At 30.1% G+C, this 16,381-nt stretch carries 15 protein-coding genes; 12 read left to right on the forward strand and 3 right to left on the reverse strand.

The genetic code is table 11. The features are described from left to right. Positions 1-8 precede the first annotated feature (8 nt). Both ubiE and ACSIGE_RS07325 read left to right on the forward strand, forming a co-directional pair. Positions 9-737 carry a bifunctional demethylmenaquinone methyltransferase/2-methoxy-6-polyprenyl-1,4-benzoquinol methylase UbiE gene (gene ubiE, locus ACSIGE_RS07320; protein ID WP_440882103.1) on the forward strand — a complete coding sequence of 243 codons (729 nt, stop codon included), beginning with the start codon at positions 9-11 and terminating at the stop codon, positions 735-737. 2 nt (positions 738-739) lie between these two features. Further along, complete coding sequence (locus tag ACSIGE_RS07325) at positions 740-1,444, forward strand: porin family protein (protein ID WP_440882104.1); 705 nt, start codon at positions 740-742, stop codon at positions 1,442-1,444. A gap of 366 nt (positions 1,445-1,810) precedes the next feature. Here ACSIGE_RS07325 and ACSIGE_RS07330 read toward each other — a convergent pair whose 3' ends face one another. The 3 genes from ACSIGE_RS07330 to ACSIGE_RS07340 are packed head-to-tail and all read right to left on the reverse strand — an operon-like array spanning position 1,811 to position 3,448. Continuing rightward, complete coding sequence (locus ACSIGE_RS07330; RefSeq protein WP_440882105.1) at positions 1,811-2,629, reverse strand: mechanosensitive ion channel family protein; 819 nt, start codon at positions 2,627-2,629, stop codon at positions 1,811-1,813. A 28-nt stretch (positions 2,630-2,657) separates the two neighbouring features. Beyond that, positions 2,658-2,870 (reverse strand): hypothetical protein, encoded by a 213-nt coding sequence (locus ACSIGE_RS07335; RefSeq protein ID WP_440882106.1) that lies wholly within the window; start codon positions 2,868-2,870, stop codon positions 2,658-2,660. Positions 2,871-2,875: 5 nt separating this feature from the next. Further along, positions 2,876-3,448: an RNA polymerase sigma factor gene (locus tag ACSIGE_RS07340; protein ID WP_440882107.1), complete on the reverse strand. Its 573-nt coding sequence runs from the start codon at positions 3,446-3,448 to the stop codon at positions 2,876-2,878. 224 nt (positions 3,449-3,672) lie between these two features. Between ACSIGE_RS07340 and ACSIGE_RS07345 the strand changes: the two genes are divergently transcribed. The 10 genes from ACSIGE_RS07345 to ACSIGE_RS07390 all read left to right on the forward strand — a co-directional run bounded on the left by ACSIGE_RS07345 (position 3,673) and on the right by ACSIGE_RS07390 (position 16,360). Then, positions 3,673-4,536, forward strand: coding sequence for a sigma-70 family RNA polymerase sigma factor (locus ACSIGE_RS07345; RefSeq protein ID WP_028891227.1), 864 nt, complete (start codon positions 3,673-3,675; stop codon positions 4,534-4,536). Positions 4,537-4,738: 202 nt separating this feature from the next. Then, positions 4,739-5,404: a ribulose-phosphate 3-epimerase gene (gene rpe / locus ACSIGE_RS07350; protein WP_440882108.1), complete on the forward strand. Its 666-nt coding sequence runs from the start codon at positions 4,739-4,741 to the stop codon at positions 5,402-5,404. Between the two features lie 389 nt (positions 5,405-5,793). Next, on the forward strand, positions 5,794-6,057 hold the full coding sequence (locus ACSIGE_RS07355) for a hypothetical protein (protein ID WP_440882192.1): 264 nt from the start codon (positions 5,794-5,796) through the stop codon (positions 6,055-6,057). A gap of 314 nt (positions 6,058-6,371) precedes the next feature. Beyond that, positions 6,372-8,222 (forward strand): GMC oxidoreductase, encoded by a 1,851-nt coding sequence (locus ACSIGE_RS07360; protein WP_440882109.1) that lies wholly within the window; start codon positions 6,372-6,374, stop codon positions 8,220-8,222. 206 nt (positions 8,223-8,428) lie between these two features. Next, positions 8,429-9,061 carry a Crp/Fnr family transcriptional regulator gene (locus ACSIGE_RS07365; protein WP_440882110.1) on the forward strand — a complete coding sequence of 211 codons (633 nt, stop codon included), beginning with the start codon at positions 8,429-8,431 and terminating at the stop codon, positions 9,059-9,061. 244 nt (positions 9,062-9,305) lie between these two features. Continuing rightward, positions 9,306-10,337 (forward strand): methyltransferase, encoded by a 1,032-nt coding sequence (locus tag ACSIGE_RS07370; protein ID WP_440882111.1) that lies wholly within the window; start codon positions 9,306-9,308, stop codon positions 10,335-10,337. Between the two features lie 1,395 nt (positions 10,338-11,732). Next, the gene (locus ACSIGE_RS07375) at positions 11,733-12,359 is read left to right on the forward strand and encodes a GNAT family N-acetyltransferase (protein WP_440882112.1); all 627 of its coding nucleotides are present in this window, start codon (positions 11,733-11,735) and stop codon (positions 12,357-12,359) included. A gap of 77 nt (positions 12,360-12,436) precedes the next feature. After that, entirely contained in the window at positions 12,437-13,489 is a 1,053-nt protein-coding gene (locus tag ACSIGE_RS07380; protein WP_440882113.1) for a 3-oxoacyl-ACP synthase III family protein, read from the forward strand. A gap of 13 nt (positions 13,490-13,502) precedes the next feature. Beyond that, positions 13,503-14,384 carry a 3-oxoacyl-[acyl-carrier-protein] synthase III C-terminal domain-containing protein gene (locus tag ACSIGE_RS07385; protein ID WP_440882114.1) on the forward strand — a complete coding sequence of 294 codons (882 nt, stop codon included), beginning with the start codon at positions 13,503-13,505 and terminating at the stop codon, positions 14,382-14,384. 29 nt (positions 14,385-14,413) lie between these two features. After that, positions 14,414-16,360, forward strand: coding sequence for a fatty acid CoA ligase family protein (locus ACSIGE_RS07390; protein ID WP_440882115.1), 1,947 nt, complete (start codon positions 14,414-14,416; stop codon positions 16,358-16,360). Positions 16,361-16,381: the final 21 nt, after the last annotated feature.

A 16,381-nucleotide genomic window follows, 5' to 3' on the forward strand; every position in this document is an offset into this window, starting at 1 on the left:
AAAAAATTATGTCTAAGCAAATTAAACCTTACAAAAATTCTAATTTAGGAAAAAAAGAGCAAGTTGCTCAGATGTTTGACAATATATCCAAAGAATACGATGGTCTAAACCGAGTAATATCAATGGGTATTGATATTAGTTGGAGAAAGAAAGTTGTTAAAATTGTTGGAAAAAAATCTCCAAAGCAGATCTTAGATATCGCCACTGGCACAGGTGATTTAGCTCTTATGATGACGAACTTAAATCCCGATCGTATTATAGGATTAGATATTTCCCAAGGAATGCTGGAAGTAGGCAAATCTAAAATCAAAAAAGCAAACTTAGACCATAAAATTAAAATGGTTGTAGGTGATAGTGAAAATATACCTTTTGAAGATGATACATTTGATGCCATAACAGTCTCATTTGGCGTGAGAAATTTTGAAAACCTCAACAAGGGGCTTCAGGAAATCTTGAGAGTATTAAAACCAGGAGGGCAGTTTGTTGTTTTAGAAACTTCTAATCCTACCAAATTTCCATTTAAACAAGGTTATCGTTTATACACTAATTATATTTTACCTACCATAGGAAAATTGTTTTCAAAAGATAGGGTTGCTTATTCATATTTATCAAAAAGTGCAAATTCTTTTCCTTTTGGACAGGCCTTCAACAATATTTTGCAAAAAAATGGGTTTAAAGAGGCAAAGAATTTACCCGTAACTTTTGGAGTTGCATCAATATATACAGCTTTTAAATAATTATGTTAAGAAAATTTATAGTTTTTATAATACTTTGTAGTTCAACTTATAAAACGCTTGGTCAAAGAGAGAAAGTTCTAAACCTTCCAAGTTTTGATAAACCTTTATTCCATTATGGTTTTTACTTAGGAATGAATACAAATGGCTATAAGGTATCCTACAAACCTAGCTTTGTAGACAATCCTCAGGTAGAGGTACAGCCATCCGTTGGTTTCAATGTAGGTTTGATTGGTGATTTAAGACTTCATAATAATTTAAATCTAAGATTTGAACCTGGATTAATGTCCAATACAAAAACGCTTATTTTCAAACATATGCCTGAAGTTAATGAAAACCGGAGAACAAGAGAAGTAGGAACTACATTCCTTCATTTACCTCTAATTTTAAAGGCAAGTACCAATAGAATTAACAACATTAGACCTTATGTTTTAGGCGGTATTGCTTACGATTATAACTTCTCAAGTAACCAAAACAACAGCGATGATAATTTTGCTGGAAATTTTAGAACAAAAACGAGCAATATCACCTATGAATTGGGCATTGGTATAGACTTGTACCTGAATTACTTTAAATTTTCTCCTTCCATACGAGGTGTTTTTGCTATTTCTAATGAAATAATTTATGATAATAGTCCTAATAGTCCATGGACAGATCCAATTGATTTTCTCGGTACAAGAGGAGTATTCTTAAATTTAGCATTCGAATAAAAGATTTCTAAATAATATTATACATCTATTACAAAAAATTACGAATGGCTCTCAATATTATTGAGAGCCATTCTTCTAAAAAAAGGACACAAACCTTTTTTACCTTATTTAGATAGAGTTTCCCCCGAAATCTATCTTATAAGATTAGGACACATTATTTCATATGAAGTCACTTTCAAAGAAAAAATATAATATAAAGCACCTACTAAAAAAGAAAAGGTTGTCTTTTAAAAGACAGCCTTTTCATGTAAATATGTAAAGCTAAAAAACTTTACTATTAGATAGAAGTCCCCCGAAATCTATCGTTATTTCTCTCAGTTTCAATTTCATAAATTTCAAACTGATAGATATGCAAATATACATTTTTTATTTTTCAAAAATTATTTTGCTATCAACTACATCTTTAATGGGCAAAATAACCTTTCCTTTATTGGTTTTTAAAGTAATACATATATTGTCAATAGCTACCACAACTCCCTCAATTTCATCAACTCTAATGTGCTCACCTATGCCTATATTTTTTCTTGAATAATATCCAAACAATAATCTACCAACAGCATCTCTTGCTCCTAGTCCGAATGCAATTGTAAAAGCTAATAATATTGAGCCTATCAATAGAGTTAAGTTACTCTTTATAATTGATGTATCAACTCCTGCCTGATCTAGTGCCGTTATTGATAAAAAAACTACAATTAAATAAAAAGCGATATTACCAACTAAATTACCTCCTGTTATCTCTAGAGATTTAAACATAGATTGAATTGCCTTTTTTACAACAGTTCCTAAGTAAGCACCAGCAAGAAAAATACCTATAGCAGTTAGTAATTTTGGCAAATAGGCAAAAAAGCTTTTGATCCCGTTAGAAACTCCATCTAGACCAAACATTTCCGCGCCAACCATTACAAATATGAAAATTAAAAACCATTTTAAAACAGCTAATATTATGTTGGTAAGTACGATATTAATGGTAGTATCTCCAAAAATTTTCGTGTTACTTAATTTTTTTGACCATTCATCTATCTTAGTTTTTGCTAAAGCCTTCCTCACAATATATAAAAAAAGCTTTATGATTAACCAAGAGAAAATAACAAATGAGATAAAACCAACAACTTTGGGTAGTGATTCAATTATTCCCTCAAATGTATTTTTAAATGGTTTCAAAATGTCTAATTGTAAAGAGATCATAATAGTATTAGTTTAGTAGTTTATGATATTAATCCGTAATTTCTTCTGTGTTATCTTCGTTGTCTGGAGGTGGTGCCCCTCCTCCACTGAGTAAATCAACAATTGTATTGGGATATTTGACAACAAACAAATCCGCTACATCTATAGAAAGCTTTATCATTGCCACATCATTAAGCACCTTTTCTTTTAGTACTTTTGGCAATTCTTCGTTATGTAATATTTTTTTAAATGGATTATCCATAATAATTACAACTCGTTATACGTTTCTACAACCTTCGCTTTTGCTCGTTTTAAGCGCATCTTAACAGCACTTTCTCCTAACTCTAACACGCCTGCTATTTCTTTTATACTCATATCGTCTTGATATTTCATTAATAAAATCATTTTCTCAGCAGGAGAAATTAGTTCGAGTGCCTTTGCTAATTTATCCGACTTTAGCTCAAATAGAGCTGCATCATCTATTTCATCTAAACCATTATCTTCCTCCTTGATTTGATCAGTAACAATTGTTACTCTTTCTTTTCTCTTTGCACTATTACGTTGAACATAATTTACACAAAAATTGTAGGTAAAAGAATATAACCAAGTAGAAAATTTTGATTTACCTTTAAAAGTACGCAATTTAACAAATAAACGAATGAAAAGGTCATGTGTTAGATCTTGCGCTTCCTCTTTACTATTGGAAAAGCCATAGCACTTGTTATAAACAAGACCTGCATAGCGATCATATAAAACAGCAAACAAATGAGTATCATTTTTTTCTACTATTTTTATAACCAACTCTTCGTCACTTATTTTTGTAAGATTAGTACTCTTCAACGGCTAAGTTCAGTTAATTTTTTGTTTAGACTTTTTATATTTAAGACACTTACTTCTCAAAACAGTCACATTTTCACTCTATAACCCCACAAAATTAACAAATATTTAACCACAAATAGATTTTTTTTAAAAAAATCAAAAACTTTTGTAACATTTATTTTCATTGCTACGTATTAGTTAATAGAGAGCATTATTTAATTAACAATAAATACGAGCCTAATTACATGAGACAGCTTAAAATTACAAAACAAGTTACTAACAGGGAAACAGCTTCATTAGACAAATACTTACAAGAAATTGGTAAAGTAGATTTGATCACCGCAGATGAAGAGGTAGAACTAGCACAACGGATAAAGGCAGGTGACCAAAGAGCTTTAGAAAAATTAACTAAAGCGAACCTTCGTTTTGTAGTTTCTGTTGCTAAACAGTATCAAAATCAAGGCCTAACACTACCTGATTTAATTAATGAAGGTAATTTAGGTTTGATAAAAGCTGCAAAACGTTTTGATGAAACTCGTGGTTTTAAATTTATATCATATGCAGTTTGGTGGATACGTCAATCAATACTTCAAGCTTTAGCTGAACAATCTCGAATTGTACGCTTACCACTAAATAAAATTGGCTCTATCAATAAAATCAATAAAATGTATGCTTTTTTAGAGCAAGAAAATGAGCGCCCACCAAGTGCTGAGGAAATTGCTAAAAAATTAGATATGACTGTTAATGATGTTAAAGAGTCAATGAAAAATTCTGGTCGTCATGTATCTATGGACGCTCCTTTAATTGAAGGAGAGGATTCAAATTTATATGATGTATTAAACTCTGGTGAATCACCAAATCCAGATAAAACATTATTACATGAATCGTTACGCATAGAGATTAATCGTGCATTAGAAACATTAACTCCACGTGAAGCAGATGTCGTAAAATTATATTTTGGATTAGGAGAGCATCAACCAATGACTCTAGAAGAAATCGGCGAGACCTTTGATTTAACCAGGGAGCGTGTGCGTCAGATTAAAGAAAAGGCCATACGAAGATTAAAACATACATCTCGTAGTAAAATTTTAATGACTTATCTTGGTTAACTTCAATAATAAAAATATTTAAATTAAAGCGAATAGTTACAATAACTATTCGCTTTTTTTAGAAAAAGCCCCTCTATTAAAAACTACACTATCAAAAAGTTAATTGTTATATTTCTTTAGTCTCGGAGAAATTTTCAAATTAAAAATTTCATGTATTTTTGTAATTCAAAACAAACAATACAACACAATAACTATTAAATAAATGGAAAAACTTATTGCCCCTTCAATTTTAGCTGCTGATTTTGCCAACCTACAAAAAGACATCGAATTAGTTAACAAAAGTGAAGCGGATTGGTTTCATATAGACATAATGGACGGGGTTTTCGTTCCTAATATATCTTTTGGAATGCCTGTTCTTAAGTCTATCTCAAAGCACGCAAAGAAAACTATTGATGTGCATTTAATGATTGTTGAACCAGATAGATACATTAAAACATTTGCTGATTTAGGCGCTAATATACTGACTGTTCATTATGAAGCTTGTACTCATTTACATAGAACTATTCAATCGATAAAGGCAAATGGCATGAAGGCTGGAGTAGCTTTAAATCCGCATACCCCTATCGCAGTCCTTGAAGATATTATTACTGATCTCGACCTAGTTTGTGTTATGAGTGTTAATCCGGGATTTGGAGGACAGTCGTTCATTGAAAATACGTATAAAAAAATAGGTCAATTAAAAAACTTAATAGAATTTAGTAAAGCTACGACGTTGATCGAAATAGATGGCGGTGTAACCGATAAAAATGCAAATAAACTAATTGATGCTGGCGCAGATGTTTTAGTTGCTGGAAGCTTTGTTTTCAAAAGTAAAGAGCCAATGGAAACTATTCAGAATTTAAAAACAATGGTTAACCGAACAATTTAAATAATTTTTTTTACTAAACTCAAAATTTCATGTAAATTATTACTGTTTCAACTTTTGCAAATGACCTGGAGACATGCAAAAACATTGAGATAGTTAGCAAGAGTAAAGCTAATTAGATTCATATAGATATAGGTATTACGAATGCTGTTTCGTTCCTCAAAAATCTTTTGAAATTCCTGTTCTTAAATCTATTTCAATGCTTGCAAAGAACCATTAACTTACAGCTAGTGGCTGCTGAGTAAGATAAATATATTAAAATATTTATTGATTTAAGTGATAATACACAAAATGTTCACTATGATATTTGTAATCATTGCATAGAACCATTTAATCTATAAAAGCAAATGCTATAAAAACTGGAGTTGCTATGAACGCCTCCTGTCTCCGTTATAGAAAATACTCTTCATAAGTTTGACCTAATTTGTATTATGAGTACTAATTCAGGGTTTGAAGGAAAATCATTCATTGAAAACACATGCAAAAAACTAGACCAATTGAAATATTTAATTAAGCATGGAAAATATTTTAATAAAACTTCAGCATTAATTCAAATAAATGGGGGAATAGACGGTTTTAATGCAATTAAAATAGTTGATAGCAAAGCAAACGTTATAGTTAGTAGAATCTATGTTTTCAAAAGTGAAAACCAATAGAAGCTATTGATGATTTGAGAACTAGACTAGAAAGTGTTTTAGTTGATCGAAGCTTCAATTTCAAAAGGAAAACAATAGTTATCTATAACAGATTAATAATCCATCTACAATCATTAAAGCCAATTCATTAAAAACTACTCTCAGCCACTCAATCAACACCCTATCAAAACATTAAACACTAACGCCCTCTATATATTAAGAGTAATCACCGAAATAAATACATCTTTCTACATTTATAGTTGCTAAAAAAATCAAAAAAACAACTAACTAAAGAACTAAAATAATGTATTTTTTATATTCATATTAAAGATATTATGAATAGAAATGATTTTATAAGAACTACAGCCCTCGGAGCTACAGGATTATTATTTTGCAATACTATTTTTGGCAAAGCATATAAGAAAAATGAATTAAAGGATGGAAATGTCTTTGAAGCCATCATTATTGGAACAGGATATGGCGCCTCTGTAACAGCACTCAGACTATCTCAAGCAGGCATAAAATGTCTCATGCTTGAAATGGGATTAGACTGGAAATCATCTGGAATTCCTTTTAGTAAAATGAGCTGGGCTACAAAACATTCTACCTGGTTAAAAAATACAACAATAGCCCCTTTCGGAAATTTTAGAACTTTTCAGAAATTTACAGGAATACTAGACAGAATGGACTTTGAGAACATTAGGATTTATCTAGGAAGAGGAGTCGGTGGTGGCTCATTAGTAAATGGAGGAATGGCTGTAACCCCTAAAAAAGAATATTTTGAAGAGATATTTCCTAATCTAGACTCAGCCCTATTTTTTAATAAGTATTTTCCTCTTGCTCATTCCGAATTAGATACAACTATAATACCTGAACAATATTATAATTCCTCTAGCTATTACAAATTTTCAAGAACAGGCGAACGGCAAGCTAGAAAAGCTGGCTACAAAACTGTTAAAATCCCAAGTAGTTATGATTTTAACTACATACAAATGGAAGAAAAAAACGAAGTTCCTAAGTCTGCCCTTGATAATGAAGTTATTTACGGTAATAATTATGGTAAAAAAGATTTAACGAAGAATTATTTAAAAAAAGCATTAGAAACAGGAAATGTAACCATTTTAGCTTTGCATAAGGCAGAACAAATTATTCAACTAAGTAATGGACAATATAAAATTAAAGTAAACAAAATAAATACAATAGGCACAACCATTGAAACTATCCATTTTTTAACAAACAAGCTATTTCTTGGTGCAGGAAGTATTGGTACTACAGAGCTATTACTAAAATCTAAGGCAATGAATACCTTAAATTGTAATAATAATTTTCTTGGTAAACTTTGGGGTAATAATGGTAATGTAATGACTGGAAGAAATTTTGTCAAAGGGGGTACAGGAGCAAGTCAATCCACAATTCCTGTTGCTGCCATAGATGGATGGACCGATAATGATGATGCTATTTTAGCTGAAATTGCCCCCCTACCTATTGGAATGGAAACATGGACATCTTTATTTCTAGTTATTAACAAACTAAAGAAACACGGTGAAATACTATATGATAATAAAAGAAAAATGTTAATTCTAAAATGGGGAAAAACACATACCAACCATATGGTTAAAAACGTGAAACAATTTATTTATAACATGAATAATGCTAATGGCGGAACAATAGCTTCATTATTGTTTGATAAAGGCGTTGGTGAATATATCTGCTACCATCCACTTGGTGGCTGTGTGCTAGGAAAAGCAACTGATGAATATGGTCGGTTAAAAGGGACTTCTGGTATCTACATTACAGACGGATCACTTATACCTGGATCATTGGGTGTTAATCCGTATATATCGATTACAGCTATTGCTGAATATTGTATTGAGCATGTAATTAAATACGATTTTCCAGGTAATCAAAATACTTTCGAAAAAAAAGAAAAAAAAATTGATATTTATCCTGTTCCTTTCCGAAACCATTTAAATATCCGCTGGGTTTCAGGCGTATGTAATGAATATAAAATTCAATTGTTCGATAGCTTTGGAAACAAAAAAATAGACGTTAATGTTACTTTAGAAAAAGGTAAAGATTGCTTCAAATTACCAAACCTAAGCAACTTAAAAAGTGACATATACATTCTTAAAATATTTAATAAAGAAAATCAAGAATTAACCCGTAGGATGCTAAAAAAAGAGTAGAAAATTATAAAAGTAGATAAAAATACTAGTACTCGATACTTTTTATAAAATATAACTAATAATCATCTGTCATTTTAAAACTACAACAATTTTCGCACTCTTTTCTCAAGAAAACTGAGTTTATTTCTCATAGATAGTGATATTTTAAAATAATATTAAGTACCTTTATTGACCAAACCATTCAAGAATATACAAAAACATTACCATTGATAAAAGAATTAAGGCTTAATTATGGCTATTTGTTCGAAGAAGAATTAATTAATGAAATACACTCAATCGGTATTTATAAGGAATTTAAATCTCAGACAACTATTATTAATACAAATAGCTCTATTATTTCAATCCCTTTATTACTTGAAGGAGCCATAAAAATTTTAAGAGAAGATGTAAATGGGGACGAACTTGTGTTATATTATCTTGAAAAAGGAGATACTTGCGCTGTAACATTATCTTGCTGTGTTGGGCAAACCAAAAGTAAAATTAGAGCTGTTGCTGAAACTGATATCAAATTGTTAATGATACCCAAAGAAAAAATGAGTGAATGGCTAAGCAAATACAAAACATGGCAAGAATTCATTCTGCAAAGCTATCATAATAGACTTCAAGAATTTGTAGAGGCTGTAGACACCATTGCTTTTCTAAATATGGACCAACGACTATTTAAATACCTAAGAGACAAAGCTCTGGTCAACCATAATGATTCAATTAATGTGACCCATCAAGAAATTGCAAATGACTTACATACTTCAAGGGTAGTTGTTTCTCGACTTCTAAAATCACTTGAAAGACAAGGTAAAATTAAATTGCAAAGAAATTTAGTGAAAATATTAGAGATCTAATTTATAATTCTTTCGCTTTTATAAAGGCCTCTTCCTAATCTAAAGTTGTAGATAATGCGACCGTATTCTTTATTATTTAACATGACAAAGAACCTATCTAATAACCTTGTTTTTTTCAATAAAAAAAACCTAATTACTTAAAAAGAATTTAATTACGAGTTAAAGTATTTTTTGCATAGATTTAGATCTTAAAAAATAAGTATTCATCACAAATCGTTAGTGTGAATAAATAACAAATATAAAAATGGATATTAAAACACAAATTACCCCCTCTCGAATCATGGAAATCGGGATGGGATTTTGGGCTTCAAAAACCCTTTTAACAGCTGTTAACATGGAATTGTTCACTCACTTAGCCAAAGAAGAGCTATCTGGAGAGGCCATTAAATCAAAACTAGCGCTGAATGGAAGAGGGCTTTATGATTTTTTAGATACTTTAGTTGCACTAGGTTTTTTGAACAGAAAAGGCTTAAAAGAATCATCTATTTACAGTAACTCTGAAGAATCTAATCTGTTTCTCGATAAAAAGAAGCCATCGTACGTTGGAGGAATGCTTGAAATGACCAATAATAGAATATACCAAATTTGGGGTAACCTAGAAGAAGGATTAAAAACAGGAAAACCCCAAAATGAAACGAAAAATGGTGGGATTCCAATATTTGAAATGTTATATTCTGAAGAAAAAAAATTGAAAGAATTTTTAAAAGCCATGGCTGGTATTCAAATGGGAAATTTTATGATGTTTTCAAAAACTTTTGATTTTTCATCATATAAAACTCTTTGTGATGTTGGAGGTGCTGGAGGGGAACTCTCTACTCAGGTAGCATTGAATAATGAGCACATGCATTGTACCTCTTTTGATTTACCTAAAGTAACAGCTGTTGCATCAGAAAATATTAATAGCATGAACTTAAATGAAAAAGTTTCAGCATTGTCTGGTGATTTCTTTAAAGATAAGCTTCCAAAAGCTGATGTTATTACAATGGGAAATATTCTTCATGATTGGGGAATTAAAGATAAAAAAATGCTGATAAAAAAGGCCTATGATGCCCTACCTTCTGGAGGAGCATTGGTGGTTATTGAAAATATCATTGATGATAATAGAAACGAAAACGCCTTTGGTTTACTGATGTCATTACACATGAATTTAGAAACACTTGAAGGATTTGACTTTTCATCTGCTGACTTCGATGTTTGGGCGAAAGAATGTGGCTTCAGAGAAACATCTAAAATGCCTTTAACTGGACCTTCTAGTGCCATAATAGCAATCAAATAAATTAGTTTATAAGCTTGTATTGCAAAAACGATTCTCTTTAACAAAAAAAGAGGATCGTTTTTAGTATAATAAATTAATGTGAAAAACTAACAATAATGGAAAATATTAGTGACCAACAAACAAGTCAAGTAAAAAGGCTTTTCACTCAAAGAAATATACTTGTAACGTAGGAATTAGTTGCCACTTGATACAAAAAAGGCTAGATCATAATGAATTATTCTTTTAAAATATGTTTACAATAAACATGAAGCAACTTAAATGACTAATTTATTTTTAATAATATATATAATTGTATTCTATTTCAACCCTACTTAAGGGTTAACTATAAAACAATACTAACTTTATTGAAATAATGCTATTGTCTATAGATGACGTTGTAATAGTACCTTCTCGAAAAAACTCTATTTAACAAAATAAAATTTAAAGAAAATTTTATGAATCAATAGGGAAGCTCATATTAAAATATAATAAATATTAAAAAAATATTTATTCCTCGAAAACTACAAATCGTTAATAAAATAAATACAACAGAACTATCAACTACTTTAAATAATACAGTTCAATAATCTGTAATAATGCCTCTTCAGCATTTTTATAGAAAAACAAGTATTAGAAGAATAAAATGTCACTTCTTCAATGAGTCATACTTATATTGGAAAAGTTTTTAATTTTTCTTTGTGAAACTGAATTTATCCATGAATAAGTATGCATTTTTTTTAACATTATTGATTAAATTGGAAATCGATCATACTATAAACTTTAAATATCATTAGAACCTTCTATTTTCAATATTTACGATTGAATATGCTTTTTTGATGGAAGGGTATTTAATATTAACGAATTCTTAGTTTAAAAAGAAAATCAGTAAAAAGTATAATAAAAAAAGTAATTAGTATACAACTCAAAAAATTAACCATTATAATTTTGTAATAAATTACACCCCTCTAAATAATACAATATGCTACGCCCCCGAACAATAATAAACATCTTTCTTAAAAAGAAAAAACAACTTCAATACGATCCGATAAAAAGTACTACAACCATTAATTTTTCAAAGAAGATTTAGTAACAAGAATGGTAACCCCGAAATTTATCTTCTATACTATCATTAGTCCGTAGAAAATAAATTTTCAAAATCATTAACAAACCATAAAAACTACATGCTTTAAAGTCTGTAAAAGAACACTTTAAATAAAAACAGACTCAAATTGAACATTGTAATTTTTTTGATAAATGAAGATGAAAGTCTTTGGTTTATAATACTTTTTTAACAATAACCTCATACAAGTTATATGAACAATAATTATTTATTTTTTTATTAAAGAATATTTAAAACACTAATTACAAAACAAAAAACAATATTAATATTTAGTTTTTTTCAAAAATAAAAAAGTCATGACCCCTAATAATAAAAAGCTTTTCTTTAGAAAAGCTAGCCCCCAAGATTCTGATATTGTTTGTCTACTTATCTATGAAGCTTCGAAACCATCTTTTGATTTCAACTATACTTTAAAAGATGCTACTCCACTGGAGTTTATTAAGTATTGTTTCAAGAGTGGAAAGGGATTTTTTGGATACAAAAAACAAACAGTTTGTATACTTAATGAGAAAATAGTATTTACAGCAACTTCTTATAAAGGAACTGAATTTAGACGTCTTGCCATACAAACAATTCAACTATCCTATAAATATCATGGGTGGATAAATGCCACAAAAATATTAATCCGAAGCTTACGAATTTCACACTTATTTATTGAACCTCAAAAAGAAAGTATATACCTAGCTAACATATGCACTGACATTAATTTTCGTGGAACCGGAATCTTTAAATACTACTTTAACACATTAACTGATACTATCAAATCAGAACCTTTAGCACAAATTGAATTGGATGTTTCTTACGACAATGAAAATGCTCTTAATGTTTATAAAAAATTAGGATTTAAAATAACTGAAAATCGAGACTATATAAGAAAGGATAAAAAATTCACAGGAACTAGAAGAATGGAATACATTTTTTAGCTTGTTACAAAACTTTTAGAAACATAAAATTAAACAACAAATATTTAACTTTTTTGAACATCTATATTTATTAAAAAATGGAAAAAATTGATAAAAAAAACAGAATTGAAAGTCTTGGAATCTATTTCCCAGAAAAAATAGAGACAATAGAAGAAACTGTTTCAGAAATGAAAAACAAACAACCTTTTGACCTTAAAAAAATTACAGGAATAGAGGAAAGAAGGGTATATTCTAAAAACGAATCGTGTTATAAAATTGCGCTACAAGCTGTTAAAGACTGCCTAAGCAAATCTAAATATGAAGCTAAAGATATAGATTTAATAATTGTTCCTTCCATCTCAAGATTTCATAATGGCAGTAATAAGCAGCTTTTCGAACCTCCTTTGAGTCTTTACATCAAAACAACTTTAGGGATGGAAAATGCCATTTATTTTGATATATCAAATGCATGTGCTGGTATGATGACTGGTATCTATATTATAAATTCAATGATCAAGTCTGGAGCCATAAAAACGGGTTTAGTAGTGAGTGGAGAAAATATTACTTGTATAGCAGAAACAGCAAAGAAGGAAATTAATGATCCATGGGACTCTCAATTTGGTTCTTTAACTGTTGGTGATTCTGGAGCTGCTGTAATAATTGATGAAGCAGAAGACGAACATGATTATATCGATTATATTGAATTATTAACTGCTGCGGAACATGCCGAATTATGTATTGGAAAACCAAGCGATTTAAATGCGGGCTTTGCTTTATACACAGATAATAATGAAATGCATAAAAAAGATCGAATTGAATTATTTGCACATTTTATTGAAAAATATTACAAGGAAACAGGAAGATCTATGGAAAGTGAAAATTTTGATTGGATTATCCACCATCAAGTAGGATTAAAAGCGATTAAAAATTTCACTAAATATATTGAAGAATCTTCTAGCTTTAAACTTGCAGAACCCCTGAATTGCGTAGAAAAATACGGTAATACTGCCACTACCTCACACTTTATTTCGTTATATCATAACTTAAGTAATGGCAAATTAAAACCTGGTTCAAAAGTACTAGCTATACCAGCTGCATCAGGAATTATTACAGGTTGTTTATCTGTTAAAATAACTAATTTAAAAAAATAAAAAACACATTTTTATGAACTTAAAAATAACAGCTGTTGGTACTAGTACGGCTAGTAATAGTTCTATACAATTGGCAACAGAAGCTATTGCATCTTGCTTAAAAAAAACAAATATCAATCATCAAGAAATTGATTATCTAATTAATGTTGGAATCTATAGAGATGAAAATATGGTAGAGCCTTCTATGGCTGCACTCATCCAAAAAAAATCAGAAATCAATCTTGACTTTATTAAATTTAATACCCCTGTAACTACTTTTAGTTTTGATTTAATGAACGGAGCTTCTGGAGCTATCAATGCTTTTCATGTAGCTTCTAATTTCATGAAAACAAAAGATAAAAATTACTGTCTTGTTGTTTCGTCAGATAACCACCCGGGAGGTCAATCAGACAAAAACTTCCCTATAACAAAGTATGGTGGGGCATTCTTACTTGAAAAATCAAAAGACACCAATAAAGGCTTTCAAAATTTTTACTTTACAAATACAAAAGATTTGGAAATTGGTTTCGAAGGCTATATCGATCTAGACGAATACACCACATCAAGTAGAACTAATATCACGATTGTTCAACACGCTAATTACATTCAAAAGTTAGGTATCTTTTTAGGAAATGAGGTTTTAGCGTATATGAAAAAAAATCAACTTAACGTTTCTAATACACTACTCATAACAACGCAACAGTCTTCTGATTTTTCTTTCCAAGTAGCTCAAATAGCTGGAATACCAGAAGACCAAGTTATTTCTTTGAAGAAATTTGGAAATCCCCATACCTCTTGCTTTGCTATCGGGTTTGAGCATTTACTCGAACAAGAACTCGCTAAAAAGAATCAAAATGTCTTGTTTGTTGGAGGAACTGGAGGTTTATCTTGCTCAATTGCATGGTATAAATTATAATGTTAACAACCCCCATTTTATTACACACAATGAAACAACTTGAATATAATCCAGCAAATATATTTTATCAGCATAGTACATCTTATCCTCAAAAAACAGCTTTTGAGTTAGGAGTTAAAAATCATGAAACAGTCATCTATAAATCTTATTCGTACAAAGAAATAGAAATAATGGTTACAAGTTTTGCTGAACATTTATTTGATTCAGGGCTTAGACAAGGTGATAAAACAATTATAATGATAAAGCCATCTATAGAATTATTTGCCTTAGTTTTTGCTTTATTTAAAGTGGGGGCAGTTCCGGTAATTGTTGATCCTGGAATGGGAATTAAAAGGCTGTTACATTGCTATAAAACAATAAAACCAACAGCCTTTATAGGGACAAGAATTCCTCATATCATTAAAAAATTTTCACCAAAAACATTTAAAACAATTACGATTAGTATTCTTGTGAAAGGAAATACTTTAATTTCGAAACTTTCAAAACCTCATAAAAAGAATACCCATGCTTCAGAAGTAGCAATAGCCAAAACAAATAAAAAAGCATTAGCTATTATTAATTTTACCACGGGAACCACTGGACCTGCAAAAGGTGTCTTTTTTTCCTATGGTATGATCGAGGCAATGGCTTCCATGAATTATTGTGTATTTAAAAACTCCAGTAAAAGTATCAATTTAGTTACTGTACCTTTATTTGGCGTACTTAATATACTTATGGGATGTACAAGTATTTTACCTTATATGGACCCTACTAAGCCGGCTAAAGTTAATCCTAGAAATATAATAAAACCGATTTTAAAATTCCACGTAACCTCAATGTTTGCCTCTCCAGCATTATTACATCAAGTTTCTAAGTTTGGAGTTGAAAATAACATAAAACTTTACTCCTTGAAATCGGTAATTTCGGGGGGAGCTCCTATCACTACAGAAACATTAAAAAATGTGACTAAATTACTTACAAATTCAGAAAAATTAAATGTTACATGGGGCGCTACTGAAGGATTGCCACTCACTACAATTACGGGTAAAAAAATTCTGAATCAAACCCTTGACAAAACACATAAAGGTTATGGTAGCTGTATAGGTAAAGCAGTTGAAGGTGTTAAAGTCAAAGTAATTCCTATAACTGATGAGGTGATAACAAATTTGGATCAAACTCAAGAATTAGGAAAAAATACTATTGGCGAATTAATTGTACAAGGAAAAAATATTAGCCCTTCTTATTTTGATAATCCTGAAGCTACTGCATTACATAAAATTTATGATAACGGTTCTTTCTGGCATAGAACAGGTGATCTAGGCTGGATAGACAAAGAAGAAAAAGTCTGGTTCTGTGGACGAAAATCACATGTTGTAAAATCTACAGCCCCGATTAAAACTTTATATCCAGTGCAAATAGAAGGTATTGTAAACCAACACCCAGAAGTATACCGAAGTGCTTTAATTGGTATCAAAACTAAATCAAAAAGCATAAAAACAATCATCTGTATTGAATTAACAAATAATAGCACTAAGAAAAAATCACAAGTAATAATTAAAAGTGAAATTTTAAAAATGCTAAGCAAAATTGAAAAGAGTGAGCATATAAATGAAGTCATATTTGACAGCTCATTACCTGTGGATATTAGGCACAATTCTAAAATTAAACGGATTGAACTTACAGAAAAATATCAATATCGTTATGACCAAAAACCAGAAGGCGATATTGACAAACCCATTCATTTTCTAAAATTTCACTACCTAATGATTATTCCTATTTTAGGTTGGGCCTTTATATTTTGGGGGATTTTTAAGCCATTTATAAGTACATTATTAATAATTATATGGTCAATTGACCTCTTTTTGAGTGTCGTCGTTCATTCCTTACAAATTCCTATTGGTATTTCTAAGGGTTTTAATAAAGGATATTCTAAATGGGCATCTGGAATTTATACTTTTATTTTTGGAGCCACTTGGTGGAAAACAATTTCAAAGTAACCCCTATTAAATAAACTATTA

It is taken from the genome of Tenacibaculum profundi, from assembly GCF_052050075.1.
Lineage (GTDB): Bacteria > Bacteroidota > Bacteroidia > Flavobacteriales > Flavobacteriaceae > Polaribacter.

What these genes read in the sequence shown, in the direction of transcription:
- ubiE (WP_440882103.1), top strand. Translation starts at nt 9, where the DNA reads ATGTCTAAGCAAATTAAACCTTACAAAAATTCTAATTTAGGAAAAAAA.
- ACSIGE_RS07325 (WP_440882104.1), top strand. Translation starts at nt 740, where the DNA reads ATGTTAAGAAAATTTATAGTTTTTATAATACTTTGTAGTTCAACTTAT.
- ACSIGE_RS07330 (WP_440882105.1), bottom strand. Translation starts at nt 2,629, where the DNA reads ATGATCTCTTTACAATTAGACATTTTGAAACCATTTAAAAATACATTT.
- ACSIGE_RS07335 (WP_440882106.1), bottom strand. Translation starts at nt 2,870, where the DNA reads ATGGATAATCCATTTAAAAAAATATTACATAACGAAGAATTGCCAAAA.
- ACSIGE_RS07345 (WP_028891227.1), top strand. Translation starts at nt 3,673, where the DNA reads ATGAGACAGCTTAAAATTACAAAACAAGTTACTAACAGGGAAACAGCT.
- rpe (WP_440882108.1), top strand. Translation starts at nt 4,739, where the DNA reads ATGGAAAAACTTATTGCCCCTTCAATTTTAGCTGCTGATTTTGCCAAC.
- ACSIGE_RS07360 (WP_440882109.1), top strand. Translation starts at nt 6,372, where the DNA reads ATGAATAGAAATGATTTTATAAGAACTACAGCCCTCGGAGCTACAGGA.
- ACSIGE_RS07370 (WP_440882111.1), top strand. Translation starts at nt 9,306, where the DNA reads ATGGATATTAAAACACAAATTACCCCCTCTCGAATCATGGAAATCGGG.
- ACSIGE_RS07375 (WP_440882112.1), top strand. Translation starts at nt 11,733, where the DNA reads ATGACCCCTAATAATAAAAAGCTTTTCTTTAGAAAAGCTAGCCCCCAA.
- ACSIGE_RS07380 (WP_440882113.1), top strand. Translation starts at nt 12,437, where the DNA reads ATGGAAAAAATTGATAAAAAAAACAGAATTGAAAGTCTTGGAATCTAT.
- ACSIGE_RS07385 (WP_440882114.1), top strand. Translation starts at nt 13,503, where the DNA reads ATGAACTTAAAAATAACAGCTGTTGGTACTAGTACGGCTAGTAATAGT.
- ACSIGE_RS07390 (WP_440882115.1), top strand. Translation starts at nt 14,414, where the DNA reads ATGAAACAACTTGAATATAATCCAGCAAATATATTTTATCAGCATAGT.